The following is a 24201-nucleotide window of genomic DNA, read 5'->3' as shown; positions in this document are numbered from 1 at the left end:
AGGAATCGGGAGCCCTCGTCGGCGTCCCACTGGGGAGCCCACTTCCCAGGTAGCTCTCAGGTATGACAGGGCTTACTCAGGGGGCAGGCAGGCCCCGCCCGTTGGGTGCGGCTCGCTCGCTCAGTCCACCGCCAGGAACTCGGCGAGCGGATCCACGAGCGGATCCACGAGCGGATCCACGAGCGGATCCACGAGCGGTTCGACGAAACCGGCACGCCAGCGCGGTGCCGGGTCCTGGCCGGGGCTGGTCCAGTACTCCCGGGCACCGGCCACCTGCCCGTTCCGTACGGTCCACAGGGAGACGGCGCGGTAGACGACGTGGTCCTGGGGTATCTCCACCTCGGTCACGACGAGATCGCCGTCCGCGAGGATCCGGAGCACGTCGACGGATCTCTCGTCCGCGTAGTCGTCGTCGCTGATGACGGCGATGAAGTTGGCGCGACCGACGATGCGTTCGCTGCTCACGGGCCATTCGATCACCGCGTCCTCGGCGATCAGCAGGGCCACTCCGTCCCAGTCGCGTGCCTCGATCCGCTCCCACAGTCGTGCCACTACCCTCAACGGCTCCATGTGCCGCAGTGTGCGGGGGCGCCGCGGAATGCAACAAGCTTTGCTTACAGGCTTATTGACATCGACATAATCAGCGCCGCCGGTACGTGAGCGGGAGGGCGGTGCTGCCGTCGAGCTCCCGCACCAGGTTCCCGTTGGGAAGCAGCCGCAGTGTGCTCCGCCCGCCCGGCGAACAGGACGGCGGGGCGCCGGAGATCACCGTGGACGGGTCGAGCCCGACGCTGTCGGTGGTGGCGGAGCGCAGCGGCGCGGTCCAGGCGCAGCTGAGTCCGGGGGCCCGGAGGGTCAGGGACATCACGGGGGAGCCGGTCGTTCCGGGGGCGAGGGTGAGCTGCCAGCTTTGGTCGCCGTAGGTGGTCCGCCAGGTGCCGGCGTAGGCCTCGGGGAGCGTGGCCGGCGTGACGGAGGGGGAGGGAGTGGTGCCGGCACCGGTCGCGTCCCCGGTGCTCCGCGGGCCGGAGGAGCCGGCCGGGGCGGCGCCGGGGCGGGAGCGGGTCGAACCGTCGCCGGATCCGCTCATGACGGTGTACACCGTGCCGCCCGCCGCGACGGCGACGACCGCGGCGACGGCGACGAGCAGGGCCGTCGAGAAGGCTGCGGGCCGGGAGCGGGCGCCGGCGAAGGGGCTGGTACCCGGGACCGGGTCCGCGTCCGGGTCCGGGTCCGGGTCCGTCCCGGGCACCGGAGTGAGCGTCGGGGCGGGCGCGGGGCTCGGCGCGGACCGGCCCGGTTCCTCCGTGGTGCGCTGGGCGGGCACGACCGCGCGCTCGGGCCGGTCCGGGCCGGCGTCCACGCGGTCCAGCAGGGCTATGGCGTGCTGCCCGAGCCGCACGACGAGGGGTGCGGGCAGCCAGGACCCCGGGGTGTCCTTCCGGCCCGCTGCGAGCCGGTCGAGGATTTCGGCGGGGGCGGGCCGGGCGGTCGGGTCCTTGTGCAGGCAGTCGCGTACGAGGTCACGCAGGTCGGCCGGTACGCCGGCCAAGTCCGGTTCCGCTTCGGTGACGCGCAGCAGGAGCGCGGCGATGCCTCCGGGCTGGTCCGGGTCCCCGAAGGGCAGCCGGCCGGTGGCGGCGTAGGCGAGGACCGAGCCGAGGCCGAACACGTCGCAGGCCGGGGTCACGGGGGTGCCTTTGATCTGTTCGGGGGCGAGGAAGCCGGGGGAGCCGAGGAGTTCGCCGGTCTGCGTGAGGGCGGGGTCGGCGGTGGCACCCAGGGCCCGGGCGATGCCGAAGTCGATGACGCGGGGGCCGTCGGCGGTGAGCAGGATGTTGCCGGGCTTCAGGTCCCGGTGGACGAGTCCGGCCCGGTGGATGTCCTGGAGGGCGTACGAGAGCCCCTCGCCCAGAACCCGTACGGAGCCGGCCGGCAACGGTCCGAAGTCGCGGCCCACGGCTTGGCGCAGGCTCGGCCCGGCGATGTAGGCGGTGGCCAGCCAGGGGATCTCCGCGTCGGGGTCGGCGTCGAGGACGGCGACGGTCCAGTCCCCGCCGACGAGGCGGACGGCGTCGGCCTCGCGGCGGAAGCGGGTGCGGAAGTCGGGGTGGGCGGCCAGGTGGGGGTGGATCAGCTTCACGGCGGCGGTGCGGGTGCCCGCGCGGGGGCGGGTCCGGGTGCCGGTGCGGGTGGCCGCGCCGGGGGAGGTGCCGGTGCCGGTGACCGTGCCGGGGTCGTGCTCTTCGGCGCGGCCGAGGTAGACCTGGCCCATTCCGCCGGTTCCGAGGCGTGCGAGCAGGCGGTACGGACCGATGTGTTCGGCATCGCGCGAGTGCAGTTGTTCCATGACAGGTGGTCCTCCCCCTGGGACTCGCCGGAGCCCGACAATAGTGGGGCGGGGCGCGATGCCGGTTGCGGGGGCGGGGGCGGGATTGCCGCGCGCCGGCCATGGAGGCGGGGCTGCCGGAATCCAGGACACACCCGGTACAGGAATTGCACCAGGCGTACGGGCAGCGCGTGTTGGCACGCTGGATCGAAGCGGGACCGCTCCGCGGGGTGCCGGCCGGGGCGGCGGGACGATCCGGGGGCCCGTGTCGGAGATCGGCTGGATGGTCCTGCCCGAACACCAGGGGCGCGGACTGGCCAAACGGGCCGTCCGCATCCTGCTGGAACAGGCTCGGGACGAGGACCGTTGGGGACTCGTGCACGCATTTCCCGCGACGGGCAACGGCGCTTCGAACGGCATCTGCCGCTCTCTCGGCTTCCGCTTCGTCGCCGCACGCGATGTCACGTTCGCGGACCGGGTCCTGTCGGCCAACCACTGGGTCATCGACCCGCGCGCCACCCCGCCGGGACTGCGTCCGCCCGCCCCCGCACGGCAACCCCCGGCAGGGCCCGCCTAGGCCGGGGTGTCCGGTGGGGGTGGCAGGGTGTCCAGAGCGGCCGTCAGGCGTTCCAGGACCCGTACCGTTTCGGCGAAGCCGTCTTCCCCGAGGGCCTCCGCGAGACGGGTGGCCAGGGATGCGTGACCCGGGCCGATCCTGGCGACGGCGGCGCGGCCGGTGTCCGTGGGGCGCAGCAGCTTCGCCCGGCGGTGGGCCGGGTTCGGGACGTACTCGGCGAGGCCCTTGGCGGCCAGCAGATCGGCGATGCGCTGCACGCTCTGCCGGGTGATGCCCATGGCCCGGGCGATGCCGGCGACGGGCAGCGGCTCGCGGAGCACGGCCCCGAGCACCTGCCACGAGGCCGCGGTCAGTCCGGCCGGGCGGGCCAGCTCCTCCGATACGGAGAGGAACTGGCCGTTGAGCCGGAACACCCCGAGGGCGGTGCGGCTCAGGAGGTCCTGCCGGGTACGGAGGGGGTTCTCCCGCGGGCCTCTGCCGCGCGCCGCCGGAGCCGCGCCGACCGCCTGCGGATGTTCTCCGACGGCCCGCGGACGTTCTCCGGCCGACGGCCCCGACGGCCCCGACGGCCCCGACGGCCCCGTACCCCGGGGGCGGGGCGGGGGCTGGTCAGGCATTGCTCGGGTCCGCCGCCATCAGGACCGGGTACGCGCTCGCGTCCGAGTCGTGGAACAGGCGGTACCAGGCGTCGAGCACGTGCGGCTCGTACACCCCGAGACGGGCGAAGACCTCGCGGGCGAACGCCACCGGTTCCGTGGGGCCCGCCGTGATCAGGTCGCCGTCGGTGACAGCGTCGGCCTCGACGTAGCGCTCGGCGCCCCCGTAGCCGGGCTGGCCGCCGAGGTAGAAGGGGGCCGCGCTGGTGTGCGTACGTCCGTCCAGGACTCCGGCGCGGGCCAGGCCTGCCGTGGCTCCGCAGATCGCGGCGACCGGGACGCCCGCCGCCAGGAACTCCTCGGCCTTCGCCGCGAAGGGAGCCAGCTGGTCGCCCGTGTCCCACAGTGCGGCGCCGGTCAGGATCAGGAGGGCGGACTCCTCGGGGCGCAGGTCCGCCAGGGCCAGGTCGGGCTGGATGCGGAGGCCGCCCATCGTGGTGACGGGCCGTCCGGCGGTGGCGCCGACCGTGCGGACCTCGTAGCCGTGCTGGGTCAGGTGCGCGGTGGTGTGGCCCGTCTCCCAGTCGGCGTAGGTGTCGTACACCGCCACGTGGACCGTGGGGCGGGGCTCCGCCTGCGCCCGGTCCTCCGCCTGCGTCTTCGCGTGCGTCGTCTGCGTCTGGGTCTCGCTCATCGTGCTCGCCCTCCGGTGTCGCCGTCGCCGTGCGTCTATGACAGTAGGCTGCCATCATGACAGCGTGCTGTCAATACTTCCCCAGACAGACTGCCGAGACCCGCCCCCCACCCGCATACAGACCGCCGATATCCCTCCCCACCTGCGCACTTCTACGGTTGCGGCCATGACCCCTCACGTCACCCCGGGCGCCACCGTCAAGGCCGCCGACCGCGCTCACGTCTTCCACTCCTGGTCCGCCCAGGCCCTGATCGACCCGCTCGCCGTGGCCAAAGCCGAGGGGTCGCACTTCTGGGACTACGACGGCAAGCGCTACCTCGACTTCTCCTCCCAGCTGGTCAACACCAACATCGGCCACCAGCACCCCAAGGTCGTCGCCGCGATCCAGGAGCAGGCCGCCAGGCTCTGCACCCTGGCCCCGGGCTTCGCCGTCGACGTCCGCTCCGAGGCCGCACGCCTCATCGCGCAGCGGACCCCCGGCGACCTCGACAAGATCTTCTTCACCAACGGCGGCGCCGAGGCCGTGGAGAACGCCGTCCGCATGGCCCGGCTGCACACCGGCCGGCAGAAGGTGATGTCCACCTACCGCTCGTACCACGGCGCCACCTCCGCCGCGATCAACCTGACCGGCGACCCGCGCCGCTGGCCCTCGGACACGGCCGCCGCGGGCGTCGTGCACTTCTGGGGACCGTTCCTCTATCGCTCGCCCTTCCACGGGACCACCGAGGCCGAGGAGTGCGCGCGCGCCCTCACGCACCTCGCCGACACCATCGCCTTCGAGGGCCCGGCGACGATCGCCGCGATCATCCTGGAGTCGGTCCCCGGCACGGCCGGGATCATGACCCCGCCCCCCGGCTACCTGGCCGGCGTGCGCGAGCTCTGCGACCGCTACGGGATCGTCTTCATCCTGGACGAGGTCATGTCGGGATTCGGCCGGACCGGCAAGTGGTTCGCCGCCGAGCACTTCGACGTCACCCCCGACCTGATCACCTTCGCCAAGGGCGTCAACAGCGGCTACGTCCCGCTCGGCGGCGTCGCGATCTCCGGCGCGATCGCCGAGACCTTCGCCACGCGCCCCTACCCGGGCGGGCTGACCTACTCCGGTCACCCCCTCGCCTGCGCCGCCGCCGTCGCGACGATGAACGCCATGGAGGAGGAGGGCATCGTCGAGCACTCCGCCCACCTCGGCGAGAACGTGATCGGCCCGGCCCTCGCCGAGCTCGCGGAGCGCCACCCCTCGGTCGGGGAGGTACGGGGTCTGGGCACCTTCTGGGCCCTGGAACTCGTACGGAACAAGGAGACGCGCGAGCCGCTCGTTCCCTACAACGCCGCGGGAGCCGACAACGCGCCGATGGCCGAGTTCGCCGCGGCCTGCAAGGCGTCCGGGCTGTGGCCGTTCGTCAACATGAACCGCACCCACGTCGTCCCGCCGTGCAACATCACGGAAGCGGACGCGAAGGAAGGCCTGGCCCTGCTGGACGACGCGCTGACCGTCGCCGACCGGCACGTTTCGGCCTGACCGAGGTCTCGCCGACGCCTGCCGGGACGCGAGCGGGCGTGACGCGCACCCCCGGGACCGAGGCCGGGGGTGCGGGCCCGGACGGGCCTCGCACAGCCTCTGAACAGGCTGGGAGCAGCGACGACGACCCTGCGCGGGTGCCCAGAGCGGGCCCCGCGCAGGGGTGAATGATCAAGAGGAGAAGCGCCGTCCGTCCGGATAACGGGCACTAAATCCACATAGCGGCCACAAACCGATCGGTTTCGGCCGTGCTGCCTGGCCTAAGGTGTCCGAAGCCCACAGATGGAGACGGACCCCTATGCCAGGCAGCGGCGCTGTCACCCGCAACACACTTCGCCAGCAGATCGCGGACGCGCTGCGTGACGAGGTGCTCGCGGGGCGTCTGGCGGCAGGGAGCGAATTCACCGTCAAACAGATCGCGGAGCAGTACGAAGTCTCCGCGACCCCCGTCCGCGAGGCCCTCGTCGATCTCTCCGCACAAGGCCTGCTCGACTCCGTCCAGCACCGCGGCTTCCGCGTCCGAGTCTTCTCCGTGGATGATTTCCGGGGCATGATCGAGGCTCGTACGTTGATCGTGGAAGGCATCTTCCGCAGGCTCGTGGAACGCGGCACCGCCCCCGGCTCCGGGGAACGGCTGGTCTCGGTGCGCCGCCGGGCGGAGGAGGCGCAGCGGGCAGCGCTGAACGGCTCGCTCGACGTGCTGATCGGCTACGACCTGCGCTTCTGGAGGGAGCTGAGCGGGCTGGTCGGCAACATCTACATCTCCGAGTTCCTGCACCGGATCCGGGTGCAGTGCTGGGTTTTCGCCGTGCCCCACCTGAAAGCGGAGCCGGACCTGCGCTCCGGCTTGTGGGCCGGCCACAACGAACTGATGGACGCGGTGACCCGCGCGGACGCCGAGGAGGTACGACGCCTCGTGCACGCGTACAACCAGCACGGTCTCGACTGGGCCGCGGGCCTGAAGGCGGCCGGCGCGTGAGCGGCGAGAGCGCCGCGAGCGCCGGCCAGGAGAACGTGAGTGCCGACCGGGGGAACGTGAGCGCCGGCCAGGACGAGCGGGCCCCCGCCGGTACGCGCTGGCTCGGTACCGTCGGGCTGTCCGTCGTCATCCCCGCTCCCGTCCCGGAGCAGACCCTCGCCACCCTGCGCGCACACCTCGACGCCCACTGCGGCACGGGACCCGGCGCCTGGGAACTCATCGTGGTCGCCGGTGACGCGGCCGCCGCCGCGGAACCCCGGATCCGGCTGATCCGCGTCGGTGACGGCGACGGCGACCGCCATGACGGCGACAGCCGGGCCGCCGGCGGCAAGGGCGCCGCCCTCCGCGCCGGAGTGCTCGCCTCCACGGGCGACCGGGTGCTGCTCACCGATGCCGCGCTCAGCACCCCGCTCGACGAGCTGGCCCGCCTCGAGGAAGTCCTGGACCCGGGCACGGGCGGCGACCAGGGCACGGACCGCCACCCCGGCACGGACGGCCACCCCGGCACGGACGGCGCACCCCCCGCCGTGGTCCTCGGCCGCTCCCGGAACCGCCTGGTCCGTACCCTCGGCATCCCCGGCATACCGGGATTCCGCGCCGACACGTGCGCCTTCGCCCTCTTCGACGGCGACCGCGCCCGCGCCGCCTTCGGCGCCTCCACCCTCGACGGACCGGCCATCGACGCCGAGGTCCTGCGCTGGGTCCGCCGCCAGGGCTGGCACGTGGCGGAGGTCGAACTCCCCGTGCACCGCGGCCACACCCGGACGGCCGTCGCGAGCGCCCCGCGCCCCGACCGCCGCCGCGCCCTCGGCGACCTGTTCCGCCTCAACGCCGGCGGCCTCGCCGTGGCCGCCGCCTTCATCGCGCTCTCCCTCTACGTCTTCCACGGCCTGTGGGCGGACCTCGACGGCGCCTACCTCGCGGACGCGCTCCAGGACCAGAACCAGTGGGAGTGGTTCGTCGGCGTCACCACCGACAACATCACCCACCTCCGCAACCCGCTCTTCACCCTCTCCCAGGGCATGCCCGACGGCGTGAACCTGATGGCCAACGCCACGATGCTCGGCCTGAACGTGCCGATGATCCCGGTCACGCTGCTCTTCGGCGAGACCGTCACCTTCGCGCTGGTCCTCACGCTCGGCATGGCCGCCAGTGCCTGGACCTGGTACTGGCTGATCCGCCGCCGGTTCGTGCGCAGCCGCTGGGCGGCCGCCGCGGGCGGGGCGCTCGCGGCCTTCGCGCCGCCGATGGTCTCGCACGCGAACGGCCACCCGAACTTCGTCGTCCTCTTCATGATCCCGCTGATCATCGACCGGGCCCTGCGCCTGTGCGAGGGCCCCCGCGAAGGTCGCGGTGTGACGCGTGACGGGGTACTGCTCGGGCTCTTCGCGACGTACCAGATCTTCATCGGCGAGGAACCGCTGCTCATCGCCGCGCTCGGCATGCTGGTCTTCTGCCTGGCCTACCTCCTCGTGGACCCCCGCCGCGCCCTCGCGGCGGCGCGGCCGCTCGGTTCCGGTCTGGTCGTGGCGCTCGCCGTGTGCCTGCCGCTGGTGGCCGTCCCGCTGTACTGGCAGTTCTTCGGCCCGCAGAGCTACCACTCGGTCCTGCACGGGGACAATGCCGGGAACAGCCCGCGCGCCCTGATCGAGTTCGCCTCGCGCTCGCTCTTCGGCGACCCCGAGACGGCCGGCAAGCTCTCGCTGAACACCACCGAGCAGAACGCCTTCTACGGCTGGCCCCTGCTCGCCTTCGGCGTGGCCGTGTGCGTGTGGCTGTGGCGGAGCAAGGCCGTACGGGCCCTCGCGCTCACCGGCTTCGTCGCGCTCCTGCTGTCCCTCGGTCCGTGGGTGCCCGTACCCCGTACGGAGATCGTGCTGCCGGGCCCGTGGCGCCTGATGATCAAGCTGCCGCTCTTCGAGTCGGTGATCGAGGGGCGCGTGGCGATGGTGTGCGCCCCCATCCTGGCCATCCTGCTCGCCCTCGCGCTCGACCGGATCCTCCGGCTGCCCGCGCGCGAGCTGCGCACGCTGGGCCTGCTGGGCGCGGCGGCCGCGCTGATCCCGGTCCTGCCGCTGCCGCTGAACGTGCGGGACCGCGCGCCGGTGCCCGCGTTCATCACCTCCGGGGACTGGAAGCGCTACGTCAAAGACGGGGAGGCACTCGTTCCGGTACCGCTGCCGGACCCGGGACAGGCGGACGCGCTGCACTGGCAAGTGGAGGCGGACTTCGGCTTCCGGCTGGCCGGCGGCTACTTCAACGGCCCGTGGGGACCCGACCGGATCGGCATCTACGGGGCCACCCCGCGGCACCTCTCGAACCTCCTGCGCGACGTCCGCTACGGCGCGCAGCCGCCCGAGGTCGACGCCTCCTGGCGGGGACAGGCCCGCCAGGACCTTGAGTACTGGAAGGCCGGCGCGGTCGTCCTGCCCCGTCAGGACCGGGACACGGAACTGCGGGGACTGATCACAGGGCTGCTGGGCCGGGAGCCGGAGCAGGTGCGCGACGTGTGGGTCTGGAGGGTGGGCCCGGGCGAGCCGTAGCCGCTGATCCGGCACGGATCCGGGGCGGTTCGCCTCCCAAGGTTCTACTCACCCCTTCGCTGAGCGTGTCCGGCGCACTACGCTGGCCCGATCGGCGACAACGACTGATCGGAGGCCGAGTGGCCTGTGACCTGTGGCTGGTCCCCCTTGTCGACGTGCTGTGCCACAGCCCCGACAACCCCTTCGCGGAAGAGATCGCCTCGTACGACAAGGCGCTGGGTGAGGCCGGACTGCCGTCCGTGCCGGTGTTCGCGTACATGCCGGGGCTGTCCGGGGACGTCGCCCCGGTGGCCGGTTTCGACTACGACGCCCTGCACTTCCTGCGGAGGGCGTACCTGCTCCAGATCTGCGGGCTGCCGGTGACCCCGGTGGACGAGCTGGGCGGCGACTACGAGCAACTGCTGGAGATGTTCGAACCGACGGCGCAGCAGTCGCACCTGGTGTGGCACTACGACCACGCGGGGGCCTATGTCCCGGTGGACTTCGCGTACCCGCTGGCCAACGAGGAGCTGCTGGCCGGGGGCGGGCCGCTGGGGTCCGCGCAGGGGCTGCTGCGCGAGCTGGCGCTGGTCGCTCCCGCGATCGGGATAGACCCCCGGAATCCGCCGCTGGCTCCGGCGCCCCCGGGCCGGCCGACGTCGCTGGAGGAGCCCGCCGGGCCGATCCCGTACGACGACAGCCCCTTCGCGCGGGAGCGGCACGTATGGCTGGGCCTGCACGCGGCGGCCACCCGGAGCCTCGGCCAGGGCTCGATGATCATCTTCAGCTGACGCGGTCCCCACGCACGGGACGGGGCCGGCTCCGCACGGTGGAGCCGGCCCCGTCCCGTTCAGCGCGGCTGCTCCGGCGGTCTCTGGCGGGGCATGTTCGGGCGGGTGCCCGGGGGGAGCGGGAAGCGGGCCGGCGGGACGTACGCGTCCGAACGCGATCCGCCCGCGCCCAGGGACTGCATGACCAGCGGGGCAGGGCCGGAACTGAACTCGACCATCCACTCCGCGGTCTCCGACCGCACGAGCTCGGTCACGTCCTCCGAGAACCGGCGCAGCACGGTCAGACATCGCTCCGCGGCCTCGCTGGCGGTGCCCTCCGTCGGGCCCAGGATCTCGCGCACGTTCTCCGTGGCCCAGTCGAACTGCAGGGTCTGCAGTCGTCGCTGCACGGCCTGCGCCGTCGCCACGTCCCGCATCCAGCCCGAGGTCAGGCCGAAGAACCGGTCGCAGCCCAGGCAGGCCGCGCCCAGGAGCAGTGCGAGATAGCCGTACGAGGCCGCCCCGGGCACGGAGCCGGTCAGCTCCAGCAGCGGCATCGCGGCGCCCGTGACCGCGCCGGCGGCGGCCCCGATCCGCAGGATCCGGGCACCCCGGCGCTTCCACGCCCGGTCCGACAGGTACCACTCGGCGGTGCGCAGCGCGTCGGCCTCGACCCGTCGGTAGAGCTCGTCGAGCCGCTCGGCGGGCTCGCCCCAGTCCCCGAGAGGGAACGGCCGGCCGGTAAGGTCGCCGTCCTCTGCGGGATCCCGGGGTGGCCCCTCGGGCTGCATCTCCGGCTGACTCACCCGGGCACTCCCTCTGCCTGCGCTGAACGTGTGGTGGTGCGCGTGTGCGCAATGGTGCGCATGCTCTTCCTACCTTCGAATGAGACGCGGTGGGCGCCGATTCCCGGGATTTCCGCCCGCAAGGAGGGTGCCATCAGGTACGCGCACGCCCCGTCTCTCACTCGAAAGAGTTGGTCCTCACGGCGTAGGGCGCGGCGCCCGGGGAGCACGTAGGCTCGGATTGACCAAGCCGCCGGCGCTTGGCCCGACGCTACGGAGTGAGTGACCTGTGATTCCCGGTGGTGGTCAGCCCAACATGCAGCAGCTGCTCCAGCAGGCCCAGAAGATGCAGCAGGACCTTGCCGTGGCGCAGGAGGAGCTGGCGCAGGCCGAGGTGGAGGGCCAGGCCGGCGGCGGCCTGGTGAAGGCGACCGTCACCGGTTCCGGTGAACTGCGCGCGCTGGTGATCGACCCGAAGGCCGTGGACCCCGAGGACACCGAGACGCTCGCGGACCTGGTGGTCGCGGCGGTCCAGGCGGCCAACGAGAATGCGCAGGCGCTCCAGCAGCAGAAGCTGGGCCCGCTGGCGCAGGGGCTGGGCGGCGGCAGCGGTATCCCCGGTCTGCCCTTCTAGGCCCCGTCTCCAAGTCCGTCCGGCTCGCCCCGCCCGTCCCGCCAGAACTCTTCAGACCACTTCAGTCCAGAACCGAAAGAAGGCATTCCGTTGTACGAAGGCGTGGTCCAGGACCTGATCGACGAACTGGGCAGGCTGCCCGGCGTCGGGCCCAAGAGCGCGCAGCGGATCGCCTTCCACATCCTGCAGGCCGAGCCCACCGATGTCCGCCGCCTCGCGCACGCGCTGCTGGAGGTCAAGGACAAGGTCCGGTTCTGTGCGGTGTGCGGGAACGTGGCGCAGGAGGAGCGGTGCAACATCTGCCGCGATCCGCGCCGCGATCTGACGGTCATCTGTGTGGTCGAGGAGTCGAAGGACGTCGTCGCGATCGAGCGGACCCGCGAGTTCCGGGGCCGGTACCACGTCCTCGGCGGCGCGATCAGCCCGATCGAGGGCGTCGGCCCGGACGATCTGCGCATCCGGGAGCTGCTGGCGCGGCTCGCGGACGGTTCGGTCACCGAGCTGATCATCGCGACCGACCCGAACCTGGAGGGCGAGGCGACCGCCACCTACCTCGCCCGCATGATGAAGCCCATGGGCCTGAAGGTCACCCGCCTGGCCAGCGGGCTCCCCGTCGGGGGAGATCTGGAGTACGCGGACGAGGTCACGCTCGGGCGGGCCTTTGAAGGAAGGCGACTTCTCGATGTCTGACGCAACACTGCACGCCCTGGGACAGGATCCGGACGACTTCGCGGCTTCGATCGCGGATCAGATCGAGTCCTTCATCGTCGCGGTCACCGAGGTGGCCAAGGGCGAGGACCCGGACAGCGCGGTGCCCTTCCTCCTGCTGGAGGTGTCCCAGCTGCTGCTGGCGGGCGGCCGGCTCGGCGCCTACCAGGACGTCCTGCCCGACGAACGCTACGAGCCCGACCTGGGCCCGGAGCCGGACGTGGACGACCTGCGCGAGCGGTTCGCGGTGATGCTGGAGCCGGTCGACGTCTACTCGGAGGTCTTCGACCCCTACGAGCCGCGCAAGGCCCCGGTCCCGCACCGGATCTCCGACGACCTGGCGGACGTCGTCGCCGACCTGCGGCACGGCCTCATCCACCACCAGTCGGGCCGGATCACCGAGGCGCTGTGGTGGTGGCAGTTCTCGTACTTCACCAACTGGGGACCGACGGCATCGGCCACGCTGCGCGCCCTCCAGTCACTGATCGCACACGTCCGCCTCGACCAGCCGCTGGCCGCGCTGGACGGCCTGGACACGGACGAGGACCTCGCGGAGGACGAGCTCGCGGAGCAGGCCGGGCAGGTCATGGCCGAGGAGCTCGGCGGGCTCGGCCGGAAGTAAACGCCCCGGTGGGGGAACGTTTGCTGTGATCTTTTCGTCTCATGATGTGGTACGAGGCGGTCGTATTGCGGCCGCTCGTTAGACTGCACCAGCAATGAGACGGACTGAGCGAGGAGCGCACGTGGGCCTTGTCGTGCAGAAGTACGGAGGCTCCTCCGTAGCCGATGCCGAAGGCATCAAGCGTGTTGCCAAGCGGATCGTGGATGCCAAGAAGAACGGCCACCAAGTGGTCGTCGTGGTTTCCGCGATGGGCGACACGACGGACGAGCTGATCGATCTCGCCGAGCAGGTGTCCCCGATGCCTGCCGGACGCGAATTCGACATGCTGCTGACCGCCGGAGAGCGGATCTCCATGGCCCTGCTGGCCATGGCGATCAAAAACCTGGGCCACGAGGCCCAGTCGTTCACCGGTAGCCAGGCAGGCGTCATCACCGACTCGGTCCACAACAAAGCGCGCATCATCGATGTCACGCCGGGCCGTATCCGCACCGCGCTGGACGAGGGCAACATCGCCATCGTCGCCGGCTTCCAGGGTGTGTCGGCGGACAGCAAGGACATCACCACCCTCGGCCGGGGCGGCTCGGACACGACCGCCGTCGCGCTCGCCGCGGCGCTGGACGCCGAGGTCTGCGAGATCTACACCGACGTCGACGGCGTCTTCACCGCGGACCCCCGCGTCGTGAAGAAGGCCAAGAAGATCGACTGGATCAACTCCGAGGACATGCTGGAGCTCGCGGCCTCCGGCTCCAAGGTGCTGCTGCACCGCTGCGTCGAGTACGCGCGCCGCTACAACATCCCGATCCACGTCCGCTCGTCCTTCTCGGGACTGCCGGGCACGTGGGTCAGCAACGAGAATCCGCAAGGGGACGAGCCGGTGGAGCACGCCATCATCTCCGGAGTCGCTCACGACGTCTCCGAAGCCAAGATCACGGTCGTCGGCGTCCCGGACAAGCCGGGTGAGGCCGCGGCCATCTTCCGCGCCATCGCGGACGCCGAGATCAACATCGACATGATCGTGCAGAACGTGTCCGCCGCCTCCACGGGGCTGACGGACATCTCCTTCACCCTCCCCAAGGCCGAGGGCCACAAGGCCATCGACGCCCTTGAGAAGGCGAAGGGCACCATCGGCTTCGAGTCCCTGCGCTACGACGACCAGATCGGCAAGATCTCCCTGGTCGGCGCGGGCATGAAGACCAACCCGGGCGTCACCGCCTCGTTCTTCCAGGCGCTGTCCGACGCGGGCGTGAACATCGAGCTCATCTCCACCTCGGAGATCCGCATCTCGGTCGTGACCCGCCAGGACGACGTCAACGAGGCCGTCCGCGCCGTGCACACGGCCTTCGGACTCGACAACGACAGCGGCGACGAAGCCGTCGTCTACGGCGGCACGGGACGTTGAACCCGCCCGCGGCCCGGTCCGCCCCGGCACTCGCCGTGGTCGGGGCGACCGGAGCCGTCGGCTCCGTCCTGCTCCAGATGCTGTCCCAGCGGGCCGACGTCTGGGGCGACGTACGCCTGATCGCCTCCCCGCGCTCGGCCGGCCGCAGGCTGACCGTGCGCGGTACGGAGACCGAGGTGCTCGCCCTCACCGAAGACGCCTTCGACGGCCTCGGGGCGGGCGACATCGCGCTCTTCCTGACTCCGGCCGAGGTCTCGGCCCGGTGGGCCCCCGTCGTCACCGCGCGCGGGGCCGTCGTGGTGGACCAGTCCGCGGCCTTCCGCGAGGACCCCGACGTACCGCTCGTGATGCCCGAGGTGAACGGGCACGCGGCCCGGATCCGGCCGCGCGGGATCGTCGCCGGACCCGACTGCGTGACCGCCGCGATGATCGCGGCGCTGGGCGCGCTGCACGCCGAGTACGCACTGACCGAGCTGGCCGTCTCCTCCTACCAGGCCGCGAGCGCGGCCGGCCGGGCCGGCTCGGAGGCGCTGCGCCGCCAGCTGTCGCTCGTCGCCGGCAGCACCCTGGGGGAGCACCCCGGGGACGTGCGCCGGGCCGTGGGTGAGGACACCGGGCCCTTCGCGGGTCCGCTCGTGCTCAACGTGGTGCCGTGGTCCGGGGAACTGTGCGAGGACGGCTGGTCCTCGCACGAGCTGGCCGTACGGGCGCAAGTGCGCCGGATCCTGGACCTGGCGGAGCTGCCGGTGTCCGTGACCTGCGTACAGGTACCGGTACTGACCGGCCACTCGCTGACCGTACGGGCCCGTTTCGAGGGCGCCGTCGAGGCCGTGCACGCCCGGGAGATCCTGGAATCGGCTCCCGGTGTGGTCCTGGTGGACGATCCCGCCGCGGGGGAGTTCCCGACCCCTTCGGATGCCGCGGGGACGGATCCGGCCTGGGTGGGACGGGTGCGGCGCTCGCTGGACGACCCGCGTGCGCTGGAGTTCTTCGTCTGCGCGGACAACCTCCGTCAGGGTGCGGCGTTGAATGCCACACAAACTGCGGAGCTCATCGCGGCTGGTTTTAGCTCCTTCAGTTTGTAGGATCATCGTTAAGACCTTGATCGAGGTGACGGCCCGACGGCTGTCGTCGTACGACGACGCGCCCGGGTGTGCGGCTACGCAAGAAGACGATGAGAATCCCGCCGATGAATCTGCCGTGCGCGTACAACCCTGCCAGGGGGACGCGAGTCCAACTGGCGTGGCAGAAGCATTGCTCGAACTCCCCGTCCTTGCGGCGCGCACCGGGACGCCCCCGATCCCGTCGCGTCTGCGATCCCGCGCGCCCGGTGGGTTCCCGGTGATCGTTCCCGTTCCGCCCGCCTCGACGGCGCCCGGAGCTCCCCTGCTGCCCGGGGTGCCCGCCGCGCCGGGCGTCCGCACGTCCGGACCGGCCGCGGACGGCCGGGTGCCCGGACCCCGCGACAGCGCGGAGGACATCGGGAGCACGAAGCCGGCCGAGCCGGTTGCGGTGGCCGAGCCGGTTGCGGTGGCAGAGGCGGCCGAGGTGGCCGAGGTGGTCGAGGGGACCACCGTCGACCACCTCACGGAGACCTACCAGGCCCACTACCGCTCGCTCCTGGGCCTCGCCGCGCTGCTCCTCGACGACACCGCCTCCTGCGAGGACGTCGTCCAGGAGGCCTTCATCCGCGTCCACTCGGCCCGCAAGAAGGTCCGGGACCGGGAAAAGACCCTGGCCTACCTGCGCCAGACCGTCGTCAACCTTTCGCGCTCCGCCCTGCGCCGCCGCATCCTCGGTCTGAAACTTCTGTCGAAGCCGATGCCGGACATGGCGAGCGCCGAGGAAGGCGCGTACGACCTGCTGGAACGGGACGATCTCATCAAGGCGATGCGCGGGCTCCAGCGACGCCAGCGCGAGGTGCTGTCGCTGCGCTACTTCTCGGACATGACGGAAGTACAGGTCGCCGAGACGCTCGGCATATCGCTCGGCTCGGTCAAGGCGTACGGATCGCGGGGCATTGCCGCGCTGCGGGTGGCGATGGAGGCTGCGCAGTCATGAGTGAGGACCGCAAGACGAACGAAGGCGAAGACCGGGAGCTGCCCGGCCCGGCCGGCGGATCCGTCTCCGGGGGACCGGAGGCCCTGCGGGAGCTCGTGTTCGGCACGCCGAAGAAGCCGGACACGCCGAAGAAGCCGGACCTGACGGCCCCGGCGGCCCCGGCGGACACCGAGGGGGGCGCCATTGAGCCCGCCGCCAAGCCCGCAGCCCCCAAGCTCTCCGTCGTCAAGCCCGCCGCGGCCGAGCCCGCCGCCTCCGGACCTGTGGGTGAGGAGGACGAGCTGCGCGTTCTGCTGCGCGGGGTCGTCGGTGGGCTCGAGCCCTCCGGCGACGCGCTGGAGCGGCTGCGGCACGCCGTCCCCGCCCGCCGGGTCCGCAACCACAGGATCCTCGTCGCCGCGGCGGCGGCCGTGGTGGTGCTGGGCGGCTCGGTGCCGGTGGGCCTCTACATGACCTCCGGGGCGGGCGGAAACTCCGGCCGTTCCCTCACGGCGGGGCACGGCCAGTCGGGCGACAGCTCGAAGGACGGGTCAGGCCTGCACCAGAACGGCTCCGCCCGTCCGAAGCCGAAGAGGTCCTCCGACAAGGACAAGGACAAGGACAGGGACAAGGACAAGGACGGGGAGAACGGCGCCAGCGCCTCGCCGACCCCGCCCGGCGGGTTCCCGAGCACCGGCGGGCCGGACATCACCCCGCCCCGCGCGACCCCCGGAAGCGGCGCCACCGGCAGTGTCGGGGGTGGCGCGCTGCCCCCGCCCGCGTCCTCGGAGGTGCCCAACTGCACCCAGAGCCAGGTCGGGGTGTCGGGCAGTACCCGGGCCCCGTCCGCCGGCGGCAAGGTCTACGGCAGCTTCAAGGTCACCAACGTGTCCTCGAAGGGGTGCACCGTCCGCGGTCCGGAGAGCCTGACGGCCGGCCCGGCGAGCGAGGGCGGAGCCGGGGTGGCGGTCGTCAACCACGTCACGGGCGATGCGGCGACCGGGCTGCTCCCCGACCCGTCGGTGGAGACCCTGAAGCTGGTGCTCTCGCCGAACGCGTCGTACGAGGTCCGCTTCGCGTGGGTGCCGCCGGAGGGCGGCTGCCCCGGTGCGGACGGCACCGGGGAGTCCGGCACGCCGGAGGGCGGTTCCGGGGACACCCAGGATGCCGGAGCGGGCACCGACACGGGCCAGGTCCAGGCGGAGACTCCGCCGCTCGGTGCCGTGGTGTCCCACACGCCCAACACGTCGGGTCCGGACGGTCCGACGACGCAGACGACCATCGCCGAGGCGTGCGGCGGAACGGTATACCGGACCGGCGTCATCCCGCTCGGCTGAGCCCGGGACGGGACCGGGCCCGCAACCGGGCCCGGACCGGGCCCCGGACGCCGGACCGCGCCCCGGACGCTACGGCCGATCGGAGCCCGCACCGGCCGGGGCCGGCTCCGCCGGGGTCTCGGCGACGAGGCCCGCCTCCGCATCGCGCAGGGTCTCCACCTCGCGCCGGTACAGCCGGAACCACATGAAGAGCACGAACGCGGCGAAGACGAACCACTCGCCGGTGTAGCCGAGGTTCTGGAAGGCCTTCAGGTCGAGCCCGGTGTTGACCGGAGCCCGCGCCGGTACCGGGGTCATCCCGTCGGCGGGCGTCTGCACGGTCAGCCAGGCGTCGTACAGGCCGTAGGGCACGATGTTGACGAGCGAGGCGGCCCCGATCACGCCGAGTTGCCCGGCCGGCAGCCCGCCGGCGGAGTAGACGCCCTTGCTGGTGGAGTTCTCCGAGGCCTGGAGCGCGCCCGTCACCTCGACCCGTCCGGCCGGCGGGGCCGGGGCCCGGCCCGCGTCGGCGGTGCCGGGCAGCCAGCCGCGGACCACGGGTACGGCCTTGCCGGTGTCGGTCTTGAGCAGGGTCAGGACGTAGAAGCCGGACTTCCCGTCGAGCCGCCGCTCGGGGACGAGCAGCTGGTCGGCGTACTCCCCGGAGACCGTGGCGAGCCGTCCGGAGGTCCGCTTGTCCACCGGGAGCAGCGACTCCAGCGGCGCGGCCGCCTGTTCGGCGGGGCGTGCGCTGGTCGCCTCCTTGTGGGTGTCGACACGGTCCTCGAACCGGCCGAGCTGCCAGGTCCCCATGAACAGGCAGAAGGGAACGCCGAGCGCGACGAAGACGTTGATCCCCCACCAGCGCGGGGTCAGGAGAAACCGGTGCACCCCACCACCGTACGGGGGGTGCACCGGTCCGCCGTTGCCGGGGCTAGGCCGGCTCTTTCGGATCTTGCCCGGATCCGAAAGAGACGACCTGGCGCGGCAGGTGCTTCAGCGCGAAGTCGATCTCCATCCGGACCTGCTTGATCCGCTCCTCCACGACGAGCGAGCCGTGCCCGGCGTCGTAGCGGTACACCTCGTGCTCGGCCCCGCGCGCCGCCAGCCGGTCCACGTAGTTCTCGATCTGCCGGATGGGGCAGCGCGGGTCGTTGAGGCCCGCCGCGATGTGCACGGGCGCCTTCACCGCGTCCACGTAGGTCAGCGGCGAAGAGGCCTCGAATCGCTCCGGGACCTCCTCGGGGGTGCCGCCGAAGAGGGTGCGGTCCAGGGACTTCAGCGCCTCCATCTCGTCGTGGTACGCCGTCACGTAGTCGGCGACCGGTACGGCCGCCAGCCCCACCGCCCAGACGTCCGGGTGCCTGCCGAGGCCCAGCAGGGTCAGGTAGCCGCCCCAGGAGCCGCCGGACAGCACGAGGCGCGCCGGGTCCGCGAGCCCGGAGTCCACCGCCCATTCCCGTACCGCTTCGACGTCCTCCAGCTCGATCAGGCCGACCCGGTGCTTCAGGGCGTCGGTCCACTCGCGTCCGTAGCCGGTCGAACCGCGGTAGTTGACGCGGACGACCGCGAACCCGTGGTCGAGCCAGGCCGCCGGGGTCGCGGCGAAGGCGTCGCTGTCGTGCCAGGTGGGCCCGCCGTGGATCTCGAAGACGGTGGGGAAGGGCCCGTCGCCGTGGCCGACGGGCCGCTGGGCGAGGGCGTGGATCCGCCCGCCGGGGCCTTCCACCCACACGTCCTCGACCGGTACGGAGCCGGGCGGCCGGAAACCGGGAGGGTCGAGCACGACCCCGCCCGCGGTCGAGCGGATGACGGAGGGCTCGGCCGCGGAGGACCACTGGTACTCCACCGACCCGTCGGGCCGCGCCGTCGCACCCGCCACCGTCCCCGGCGGGGTGTCCAGCCGTACGAGCTCCCGCGCGGCCAGGTCGTAGCGGAAGAGCTCGCTGCGCGCCTCGAAGCCGTGCTCGATCAGCAGCGCGGACCCGTCGGGGTACCACTCGGCGCCGACGTCGCCCGGAAGGTCGACGGCCAGGCCCTCCTCGGTGCCCGCGGCCACGTCCCACACCATCGGCTCCCACCGGCCGCGCCGCTGGTGGCCGACCAGGAGCCGGGTGTCTCCCGCGACGGGCGCGAAGCCGAGCACCATCAGGCCCAGCTCCTCGGTGCCGTCCTCGGAGTCGTCCAGCTCGGCGACGGTGGCGCCGTCCAGGGTGATCACCCTCAGGGCTGAGTGCATCGCGTCGCCGTGCTCGGTGTGCTCGACGGCGAGCAGGGTCCCGTCCCGGGACAGGTCGCCGACGCCGGCCGACTCACGGTGCCGGTAGACGACGGCCGGCTCCGACCCGTCGGGCCGGACCACGTGGATCGTGGTCCCGTCCTCGTCGGTGGAGCGCCCCACGACGGCCGTCCCGTCCCGTCCGATGGCCAGCCCGGCGGGGTACGAGGCCTCCAGCCCGGGGGTGGCCGGCTCGTCGGGGCCACCCGCGAAGGGCTGGCGGACCCAGGTGCCGAACTCGTCTCCGTCGGTGTCGGAGAACCACCAGACCCACTCGCCGTCGGGGGAGAGGGTGCCGTCGGTGGTCCCGTTGGGCCGGTCGGTGGCCTGCCGCTGGGAGCCGGTGGCGCGGTCCCAGGCGTACAGCTCGTAGGTCCCGGTGGCGTTGGAGACGAAGAGGGAGCGGTCGGGTGCGTCCTCGGCCCATTCGGGCAGCCCCACGCGCGGGGCCCGGAAGCGCTTCTCCCAGTCGGGCACGGCGGCGTTCGTGTCGGCGGTGGCGTCAGTCATGCACCCCATGTAACCGGATCGGCCGCGGCCCGGCCCCCGAGATGCCGACGGGGCCGAACGGGCGCAGGGTGGTGTGCGTACGCGGTCCCGCGTACGAGGCCGGGCAGAGGAGTGGCGGTCATGGCGAAGAAGGCGCGTACGGGCAAGCCGTCCCACCACGATTCGGAGCGTGCGATGGCCAAGAACACGGCGGCCGAGGCGCGTGCCAAAGCCGCCGTCCGCGATGTGCAGTCGGTCTCCGCGAAGACCCGGGGCATGCAGCAGAAGGCCCAGGCCAAGCGGGGTTGAGCCGTAGGCTGACGCGATGCGGATGATCGTCCGGGGCGCCCGGCTGCTGCACAGCGAAGGCCTGCACGACGTCGAGGTCGCGGAGGACGGGCGGATCGCGCGCGTGCTCCCGTACGACGACCAGAAGGAGCCCCCGGCGACGGGGGTGCTGATCGAGGCGCACGGAGGCCTGCTCAGCGCGCCCTTCGTCGAGCCGCACATCCACCTGGACACGGCCCTGACGGCCGGAGATCCGCGCCCCAACGTCTCCGGGACCCTCTGGGAGGGCATCGCCTGCTGGAGCGAGCGCAAGAAGACCCTGACCCGTGAGGACGTCGTCGCGCGGGCCACCGAGGTGCTGCGCTGGCAGGCGGCGCAGGGCGTGCTGCACGTGCGCACGCACTGCGACGTCACCGACCCGGCGCTGACCGCGCTCGACGCGCTGCTGGAGGTGCGCGACCGGGTCCGGGACGTGATCACCCTGCAGATCGTCGCCTTCCCGCAGGAGGGCATCGTCTCCTTCCCCGGCGGCGAGGCGCTGCTGCGCGAGGCGGTCCGGCGCGGGGCCGACGTGGTCGGCGCGATCCCGCACTTCGAGGACACCCGGGAGGACGGGGTGGCCTCGCTGGCCGTGGCCTTCAGGCTCGCCGAGGAGCAGGGGCTGCGGGTGGACGCGCACTGCGACGAGATCGACGACGAACAGTCCCGGTTCGTGGAGGTGCTGGCCGCGCACGCCCTGCGCTCGGGGCTGCGCGGGCACGTGACGGCCTCCCACACGACGGCGATGGGTTCCTACGGCGGCGCGTACAGCTTCAAACTCCAGCGCCTGCTGGCGCGGTCCGGGATCAACCTCGTCTCGAACCCCTTCGCCAACCTCAACCTCCAGGGCCGCTTCGACGCCTACCCCAAGCGGCGCGGCCTCACGCAGGTCAAGGAGATGCTGGCGGCGGGGGTCAACGTGGCCTTCGGCCACGACGACGTGATGGACCCCTGGAACGCGCTCGGCACCGGAAACCCGCTGCAGACCGCCCTCGTCGGGATCTACGCCGCCCAGCTCACGGGAGCGGACGAGATCCCGGTGGCCTTCGAGATGGTGACCGAGCGCGCGGCGCGCGTCCTGGGCCTGTCGCCCTCGGAGTACGGGGTCCGCCAGGGCAACCCGGCCTCCTTCGTGCTGCTGCCGGCCGAATCCCCCACCGAGGCCGTCCGCCGCCAGGTCCGCCCCCGCTACGTGGTCTCGCGCGGCACGGTCCTCGCGGAGACCCCGGTGGCTCCGCCCCGTCTGCTGGCCTGGCCGGGGGAGGAGGGGCCCTCGGAGGTGGACTTCCGTCCCCGTCTACGCTGACCGTCCATGACCTTTGTGACATGGACTCTTGACACTCCGTCCGGCCGGGCCGCGCTGGAGATCGCCTCCGAGTACGCGGACGCGGCGCTGCTGAACCACTCCGTCCGGTCGTACGCCTTCGGGGCCGAGTACGCGGACCGGCACGGGCTCTCGTACGACCGCGAACTCTTCTACGTCAGCGCGCTGGTGCACGACCTCGGGCTGACCGTGCCCTTCGACAGCCACACCCTGCCCTTCGAGGAGGCGGGCGGCCACGTCGCGCGCGTGCTGACGGCGGGGCTGGGCTGGCCGGCGGCGCGGCGGGCGCGCGCCGAGGAGATCATCGTGCGGCACATGCGCGATGACGTCACGGCCGCCGAGGACGTGGAGAGCCACCTGCTCCAGATCGGTACCACCGCGGACGTCTCCGGGGTCGGCGTCGGTGACGCCGACCCCGTCTTCACGGCCGCGCTGCTCGCGGAGTACCCGCGCCTCGGCTTCGGCGACGCCTTCTTCGCCCTGGTGGCCGACCAGGCCGCGCGCAAGCCGCAGTGCGCGGCGGCGGCCTACGTGGCGAGCGGCGCGAAGGAGCGCATCGCGGCGAACCCGCTCGACCGGCGGGGCTAGAAGATCCCCAGGGCGTTGTCCAGGGACCAGACCTGCCAGCCCATCGCGAAGAAGGCGACCCCGGAGATCAGGGCCATCATCAGGTTCTGCCCCTGCTCGCCCCAGTCGTGGATCATCAGGATCAGGTAGACCAAGTTGAGCAGCAGTCCGGCGAGCAGGGCTATCGGGGTGAGGAACCCGACGATGAGGCCCAGGCCCAGGGCCAGTTCGGCGTAGGCGACGAGGTAGGCCATGAAACGCGGGTAGGGCTTCACGACGATGTCGAAGCCGCGCGTGACGAACCCCCAGCGGTGCTTCTCGGCGACGCCGGCCGCCCAGCGGATGCCGCCTCCGCCGAACCAGTCCTTCTTGTCCTTGTGCCGCCAGCTCTCCAGCCACCACAGCCCGAGCCCGATCCGCAGAACGGCGACCCATTCGGGCCCGCCGAGCCAGATGGTCTGCATCCTCGGTTCCTTCCCTCGTTCTCTCGCAATGATCTGACGATGTGTCAGTTTCGGGGGAAGGGGAGGGGCGTGGCAAGGGGTTGGCCGACAGAAGGGGGCGGCCGCCGGGGTTCAGCGGCAGACGACGGAGACCGCCTGGACCTGGTTGTTGCCGAAGCCCCCGCGGTTCCACGGCTGCCGGAGCGGCTGCGTGCGCCCCGAGGCGTCGGTGGCCCGGACCAGGAGGGTGTGGGTGCCCGGGACCGCCGTCCAGTCGGCGTGCCAGCCCTGCCATGCGTACGGGTGCCCGCCTCGCGGCAGCACCTCGGCGTCGACCCAGCCGCCGCCCCCGTCGGGGCCCCCGTCAGGATCCCCGCCGGTGCTCAACTCCACGCGCACGACCGCCCCGTAGCCCGACCAGGCGCGCCCGGCGAGCCGCACGGGACCGGGGCGGACGACCCGGGTGCGGGACATGAAGTCGGGGAAGCCGGGCGGGATCAGCAGGGCGCGCGGGGCGATCCGGGTGACGGGCTCTCCGGCTTCCTCGGCAGCCTGCTTGTACCGGTAGGCCGTGGCCTGCTGGTAGCCGCCGAACGGCGTGTCGACGAGCTCGATGTCGCGCAGCCACTTCACGTGCGCCATCCCGTACCAGCCCGGGACGATCAGCCGCAGCGGATGCCCGTGCTGGGGCGGCAGGAGCCCGCCGTTCATCGTGTGGGCGAGCAGCACGTCCTCGCCGACGGGCAGTGGCAGGCTGCGCCGGTAGTCCTGCTCGACGCCCCGCTCCACCCCGTGGTCGGCGCCCGTGAACACGGCCTCCACGGCGCCCGGAGCCGCCCCGGCCTCCGCGAGCACCGTGCGCAGCGGCACCCCCGTCCAGTCGGCCGTCCCCACCGCTTCCACCAGCCAGGGCTGGCTGACCGGCCGCGGGGAGAGCCGGGCGCGCCCGTTGCCGGCGCACTCCATGGTGACCCGGCGGGTCACCGAGGGCAGGGACCGGAGGTCGCGCAGGTCCAGCTCCAGGGGGGTGCGGACGTGGCCGCGGAGGGTGAGCCGCCAGGTGTCGGCGTCGGTGTCCGAGCCGGTGCCCGTGCCCGTGTCGGGGATGTCGTAGTGCACGAGTACGTAGTGCAGCCCGGCCGGGGTGACCTCGTAGCGCAGGGCCTCCAGCGGGAGCCCGTGGTTGCGCGCGGCGAGCGACAGCTCGTCCTGGCCGATGCCCTCCCCGGGGGCGGCGATCCGGCCAGGGGGGCTGATCCCGGTGAGGGGGCGCTCCTCCATGG

At 72.4% G+C, this 24201-nt stretch carries 23 protein-coding genes and 1 pseudogene; 15 read left to right on the top strand and 9 right to left on the bottom strand.

The genetic code is table 11. The features are described 5' to 3' along the window. Nucleotides 1-120: 120 nt before the first annotated feature. Both ACFYM0_RS24135 and ACFYM0_RS24130 read right to left on the bottom strand, forming a co-directional pair. Entirely contained in the window at nucleotides 121-570 is a 450-nt protein-coding gene (locus ACFYM0_RS24135) for a nuclear transport factor 2 family protein (RefSeq protein WP_388504664.1), read from the bottom strand. Nucleotides 571-640: 70 nt separating this feature from the next. Then, complete coding sequence (locus ACFYM0_RS24130) at nucleotides 641-2350, bottom strand: serine/threonine-protein kinase (protein WP_388504661.1); 1710 nt, start codon at nucleotides 2348-2350, stop codon at nucleotides 641-643. A gap of 238 nt (nucleotides 2351-2588) precedes the next feature. Here ACFYM0_RS24130 and ACFYM0_RS24125 point away from each other — a divergent pair. After that, nucleotides 2589-2906, top strand: a pseudogene (locus ACFYM0_RS24125) (GNAT family N-acetyltransferase); the annotation flags it as partial. On the opposite strand, the gene ACFYM0_RS24120 reads toward ACFYM0_RS24125, so the two are convergent. After that, nucleotides 2903-3319: a MarR family winged helix-turn-helix transcriptional regulator gene (locus tag ACFYM0_RS24120; RefSeq protein WP_388504660.1), complete on the bottom strand. Its 417-nt coding sequence runs from the start codon at nucleotides 3317-3319 to the stop codon at nucleotides 2903-2905. The pseudogene ACFYM0_RS24125 and the gene ACFYM0_RS24120 sit on opposite strands and share 4 nt — an antisense overlap. Nucleotides 3320-3515: 196 nt before the next feature. Continuing rightward, entirely contained in the window at nucleotides 3516-4196 is a 681-nt protein-coding gene (locus ACFYM0_RS24115; protein ID WP_388504658.1) for a type 1 glutamine amidotransferase family protein, read from the bottom strand. Nucleotides 4197-4362: 166 nt separating this feature from the next. On the opposite strand from ACFYM0_RS24115, the gene ACFYM0_RS24110 reads away from it, so the two are divergent. The 4 genes from ACFYM0_RS24110 (at nucleotide 4363) to ACFYM0_RS24095 (ending at nucleotide 10007) form a co-directional block, all read left to right on the top strand. Further along, nucleotides 4363-5715: an aspartate aminotransferase family protein gene (locus tag ACFYM0_RS24110; RefSeq protein WP_388504656.1), complete on the top strand. Its 1353-nt coding sequence runs from the start codon at nucleotides 4363-4365 to the stop codon at nucleotides 5713-5715. A gap of 298 nt (nucleotides 5716-6013) precedes the next feature. Next, nucleotides 6014-6694 (top strand): GntR family transcriptional regulator, encoded by a 681-nt coding sequence (locus tag ACFYM0_RS24105; protein WP_388504653.1) that lies wholly within the window; start codon nucleotides 6014-6016, stop codon nucleotides 6692-6694. Further along, the gene (locus ACFYM0_RS24100; RefSeq protein ID WP_388504651.1) at nucleotides 6691-9237 is read left to right on the top strand and encodes a glycosyltransferase family 2 protein; all 2547 of its coding nucleotides are present in this window, start codon (nucleotides 6691-6693) and stop codon (nucleotides 9235-9237) included. Before ACFYM0_RS24105 ends, ACFYM0_RS24100 begins: the two co-directional genes overlap by 4 nt. Before the next feature lie 119 nt (nucleotides 9238-9356). Beyond that, nucleotides 9357-10007 (top strand): hypothetical protein, encoded by a 651-nt coding sequence (locus tag ACFYM0_RS24095; RefSeq protein WP_250744899.1) that lies wholly within the window; start codon nucleotides 9357-9359, stop codon nucleotides 10005-10007. Nucleotides 10008-10066: 59 nt separating this feature from the next. Here the strand turns inward: ACFYM0_RS24095 and ACFYM0_RS24090 are convergent, their stop codons facing one another. Then, entirely contained in the window at nucleotides 10067-10792 is a 726-nt protein-coding gene (locus tag ACFYM0_RS24090; protein WP_388504648.1) for an SLATT domain-containing protein, read from the bottom strand. A gap of 268 nt (nucleotides 10793-11060) precedes the next feature. Between ACFYM0_RS24090 and ACFYM0_RS24085 the strand changes: the two genes are divergently transcribed. The 7 genes from ACFYM0_RS24085 to ACFYM0_RS24055 all read left to right on the top strand — a co-directional run bounded on the left by ACFYM0_RS24085 (nucleotide 11061) and on the right by ACFYM0_RS24055 (nucleotide 17511). After that, nucleotides 11061-11405 carry a YbaB/EbfC family nucleoid-associated protein gene (locus ACFYM0_RS24085; protein WP_112450812.1) on the top strand — a complete coding sequence of 115 codons (345 nt, stop codon included), beginning with the start codon at nucleotides 11061-11063 and terminating at the stop codon, nucleotides 11403-11405. 90 nt (nucleotides 11406-11495) lie between these two features. Further along, nucleotides 11496-12095, top strand: a complete 600-nt coding sequence (gene recR, locus ACFYM0_RS24080) for a recombination mediator RecR (protein WP_243330636.1) — start codon at nucleotides 11496-11498, stop codon at nucleotides 12093-12095. Next, nucleotides 12088-12735 (top strand): DUF5063 domain-containing protein, encoded by a 648-nt coding sequence (locus ACFYM0_RS24075; RefSeq protein WP_327254142.1) that lies wholly within the window; start codon nucleotides 12088-12090, stop codon nucleotides 12733-12735. Before recR ends, ACFYM0_RS24075 begins: the two co-directional genes overlap by 8 nt. Nucleotides 12736-12856: 121 nt before the next feature. Beyond that, complete coding sequence (locus ACFYM0_RS24070; protein WP_266906273.1) at nucleotides 12857-14134, top strand: aspartate kinase; 1278 nt, start codon at nucleotides 12857-12859, stop codon at nucleotides 14132-14134. Next, entirely contained in the window at nucleotides 14131-15219 is a 1089-nt protein-coding gene (locus ACFYM0_RS24065) for an aspartate-semialdehyde dehydrogenase (RefSeq protein ID WP_388504644.1), read from the top strand. The genes ACFYM0_RS24070 and ACFYM0_RS24065 overlap by 4 nt, the downstream gene beginning before the upstream one ends. Nucleotides 15220-15475: 256 nt before the next feature. After that, on the top strand, nucleotides 15476-16195 hold the full coding sequence (locus tag ACFYM0_RS24060; RefSeq protein ID WP_388504641.1) for a SigE family RNA polymerase sigma factor: 720 nt from the start codon (nucleotides 15476-15478) through the stop codon (nucleotides 16193-16195). Then, the gene (locus ACFYM0_RS24055; protein WP_388504639.1) at nucleotides 16192-17511 is read left to right on the top strand and encodes a hypothetical protein; all 1320 of its coding nucleotides are present in this window, start codon (nucleotides 16192-16194) and stop codon (nucleotides 17509-17511) included. Before ACFYM0_RS24060 ends, ACFYM0_RS24055 begins: the two co-directional genes overlap by 4 nt. A 69-nt stretch (nucleotides 17512-17580) precedes the next feature. Here the strand turns inward: ACFYM0_RS24055 and ACFYM0_RS24050 are convergent, their stop codons facing one another. Both ACFYM0_RS24050 and ACFYM0_RS24045 read right to left on the bottom strand, forming a co-directional pair. Next, the gene (locus tag ACFYM0_RS24050; RefSeq protein WP_388504637.1) at nucleotides 17581-18381 is read right to left on the bottom strand and encodes an SURF1 family protein; all 801 of its coding nucleotides are present in this window, start codon (nucleotides 18379-18381) and stop codon (nucleotides 17581-17583) included. A gap of 43 nt (nucleotides 18382-18424) precedes the next feature. After that, nucleotides 18425-20287 (bottom strand): prolyl oligopeptidase family serine peptidase, encoded by a 1863-nt coding sequence (locus tag ACFYM0_RS24045; RefSeq protein ID WP_388504635.1) that lies wholly within the window; start codon nucleotides 20285-20287, stop codon nucleotides 18425-18427. 111 nt (nucleotides 20288-20398) lie between these two features. Here ACFYM0_RS24045 and ACFYM0_RS24040 point away from each other — a divergent pair, with 111 nt between their 5' ends. The 3 genes from ACFYM0_RS24040 to ACFYM0_RS24030 are packed head-to-tail and all read left to right on the top strand — an operon-like array spanning nucleotide 20399 to nucleotide 22496. Then, on the top strand, nucleotides 20399-20566 hold the full coding sequence (locus ACFYM0_RS24040; protein ID WP_266906264.1) for a hypothetical protein: 168 nt from the start codon (nucleotides 20399-20401) through the stop codon (nucleotides 20564-20566). A 16-nt stretch (nucleotides 20567-20582) separates the two neighbouring features. Then, on the top strand, nucleotides 20583-21890 hold the full coding sequence (gene codA / locus ACFYM0_RS24035) for a cytosine deaminase (RefSeq protein WP_388504632.1): 1308 nt from the start codon (nucleotides 20583-20585) through the stop codon (nucleotides 21888-21890). A gap of 6 nt (nucleotides 21891-21896) precedes the next feature. Further along, complete coding sequence (locus ACFYM0_RS24030; protein WP_388504630.1) at nucleotides 21897-22496, top strand: HD domain-containing protein; 600 nt, start codon at nucleotides 21897-21899, stop codon at nucleotides 22494-22496. On the opposite strand, the gene ACFYM0_RS24025 is transcribed toward ACFYM0_RS24030, so the two are convergent. Further along, complete coding sequence (locus ACFYM0_RS24025; protein WP_388504628.1) at nucleotides 22493-22939, bottom strand: DoxX family membrane protein; 447 nt, start codon at nucleotides 22937-22939, stop codon at nucleotides 22493-22495. The two genes, ACFYM0_RS24030 and ACFYM0_RS24025, sit on opposite strands and share 4 nt — an antisense overlap. A gap of 111 nt (nucleotides 22940-23050) precedes the next feature. Further along, nucleotides 23051-24199, bottom strand: coding sequence for a sulfite oxidase (locus ACFYM0_RS24020; protein ID WP_388504626.1), 1149 nt, complete (start codon nucleotides 24197-24199; stop codon nucleotides 23051-23053). Nucleotides 24200-24201 lie beyond the last annotated feature (2 nt).

Origin of the sequence: Streptomyces sp. NPDC006487, assembly GCF_042870555.1 — a bacterium.
In the GTDB taxonomy this organism is placed as follows: domain Bacteria; phylum Actinomycetota; class Actinomycetes; order Streptomycetales; family Streptomycetaceae; genus Streptomyces.
This window is presented reverse-complemented; position numbering and strand designations above follow the sequence as displayed.

Coding starts and splice junctions, on each gene's coding strand:
- ACFYM0_RS24135 (WP_388504664.1), bottom strand. CDS start 570: ATGGAGCCGTTGAGGGTAGTGGCACGACTGTGGGAGCGGATCGAGGCA.
- ACFYM0_RS24130 (WP_388504661.1), bottom strand. CDS start 2,350: ATGGAACAACTGCACTCGCGCGATGCCGAACACATCGGTCCGTACCGC.
- ACFYM0_RS24115 (WP_388504658.1), bottom strand. CDS start 4,196: ATGAGCGAGACCCAGACGCAGACGACGCACGCGAAGACGCAGGCGGAG.
- ACFYM0_RS24110 (WP_388504656.1), top strand. CDS start 4,363: ATGACCCCTCACGTCACCCCGGGCGCCACCGTCAAGGCCGCCGACCGC.
- ACFYM0_RS24105 (WP_388504653.1), top strand. CDS start 6,014: ATGCCAGGCAGCGGCGCTGTCACCCGCAACACACTTCGCCAGCAGATC.
- ACFYM0_RS24075 (WP_327254142.1), top strand. CDS start 12,088: ATGTCTGACGCAACACTGCACGCCCTGGGACAGGATCCGGACGACTTC.
- ACFYM0_RS24055 (WP_388504639.1), top strand. CDS start 16,192: ATGAGTGAGGACCGCAAGACGAACGAAGGCGAAGACCGGGAGCTGCCC.
- ACFYM0_RS24045 (WP_388504635.1), bottom strand. CDS start 20,287: ATGGGGTGCATGACTGACGCCACCGCCGACACGAACGCCGCCGTGCCC.
- ACFYM0_RS24040 (WP_266906264.1), top strand. CDS start 20,399: ATGGCGAAGAAGGCGCGTACGGGCAAGCCGTCCCACCACGATTCGGAG.
- codA (WP_388504632.1), top strand. CDS start 20,583: ATGCGGATGATCGTCCGGGGCGCCCGGCTGCTGCACAGCGAAGGCCTG.
- ACFYM0_RS24030 (WP_388504630.1), top strand. CDS start 21,897: ATGACCTTTGTGACATGGACTCTTGACACTCCGTCCGGCCGGGCCGCG.
- ACFYM0_RS24025 (WP_388504628.1), bottom strand. CDS start 22,939: ATGCAGACCATCTGGCTCGGCGGGCCCGAATGGGTCGCCGTTCTGCGG.
- ACFYM0_RS24020 (WP_388504626.1), bottom strand. CDS start 24,199: ATGGAGGAGCGCCCCCTCACCGGGATCAGCCCCCCTGGCCGGATCGCC.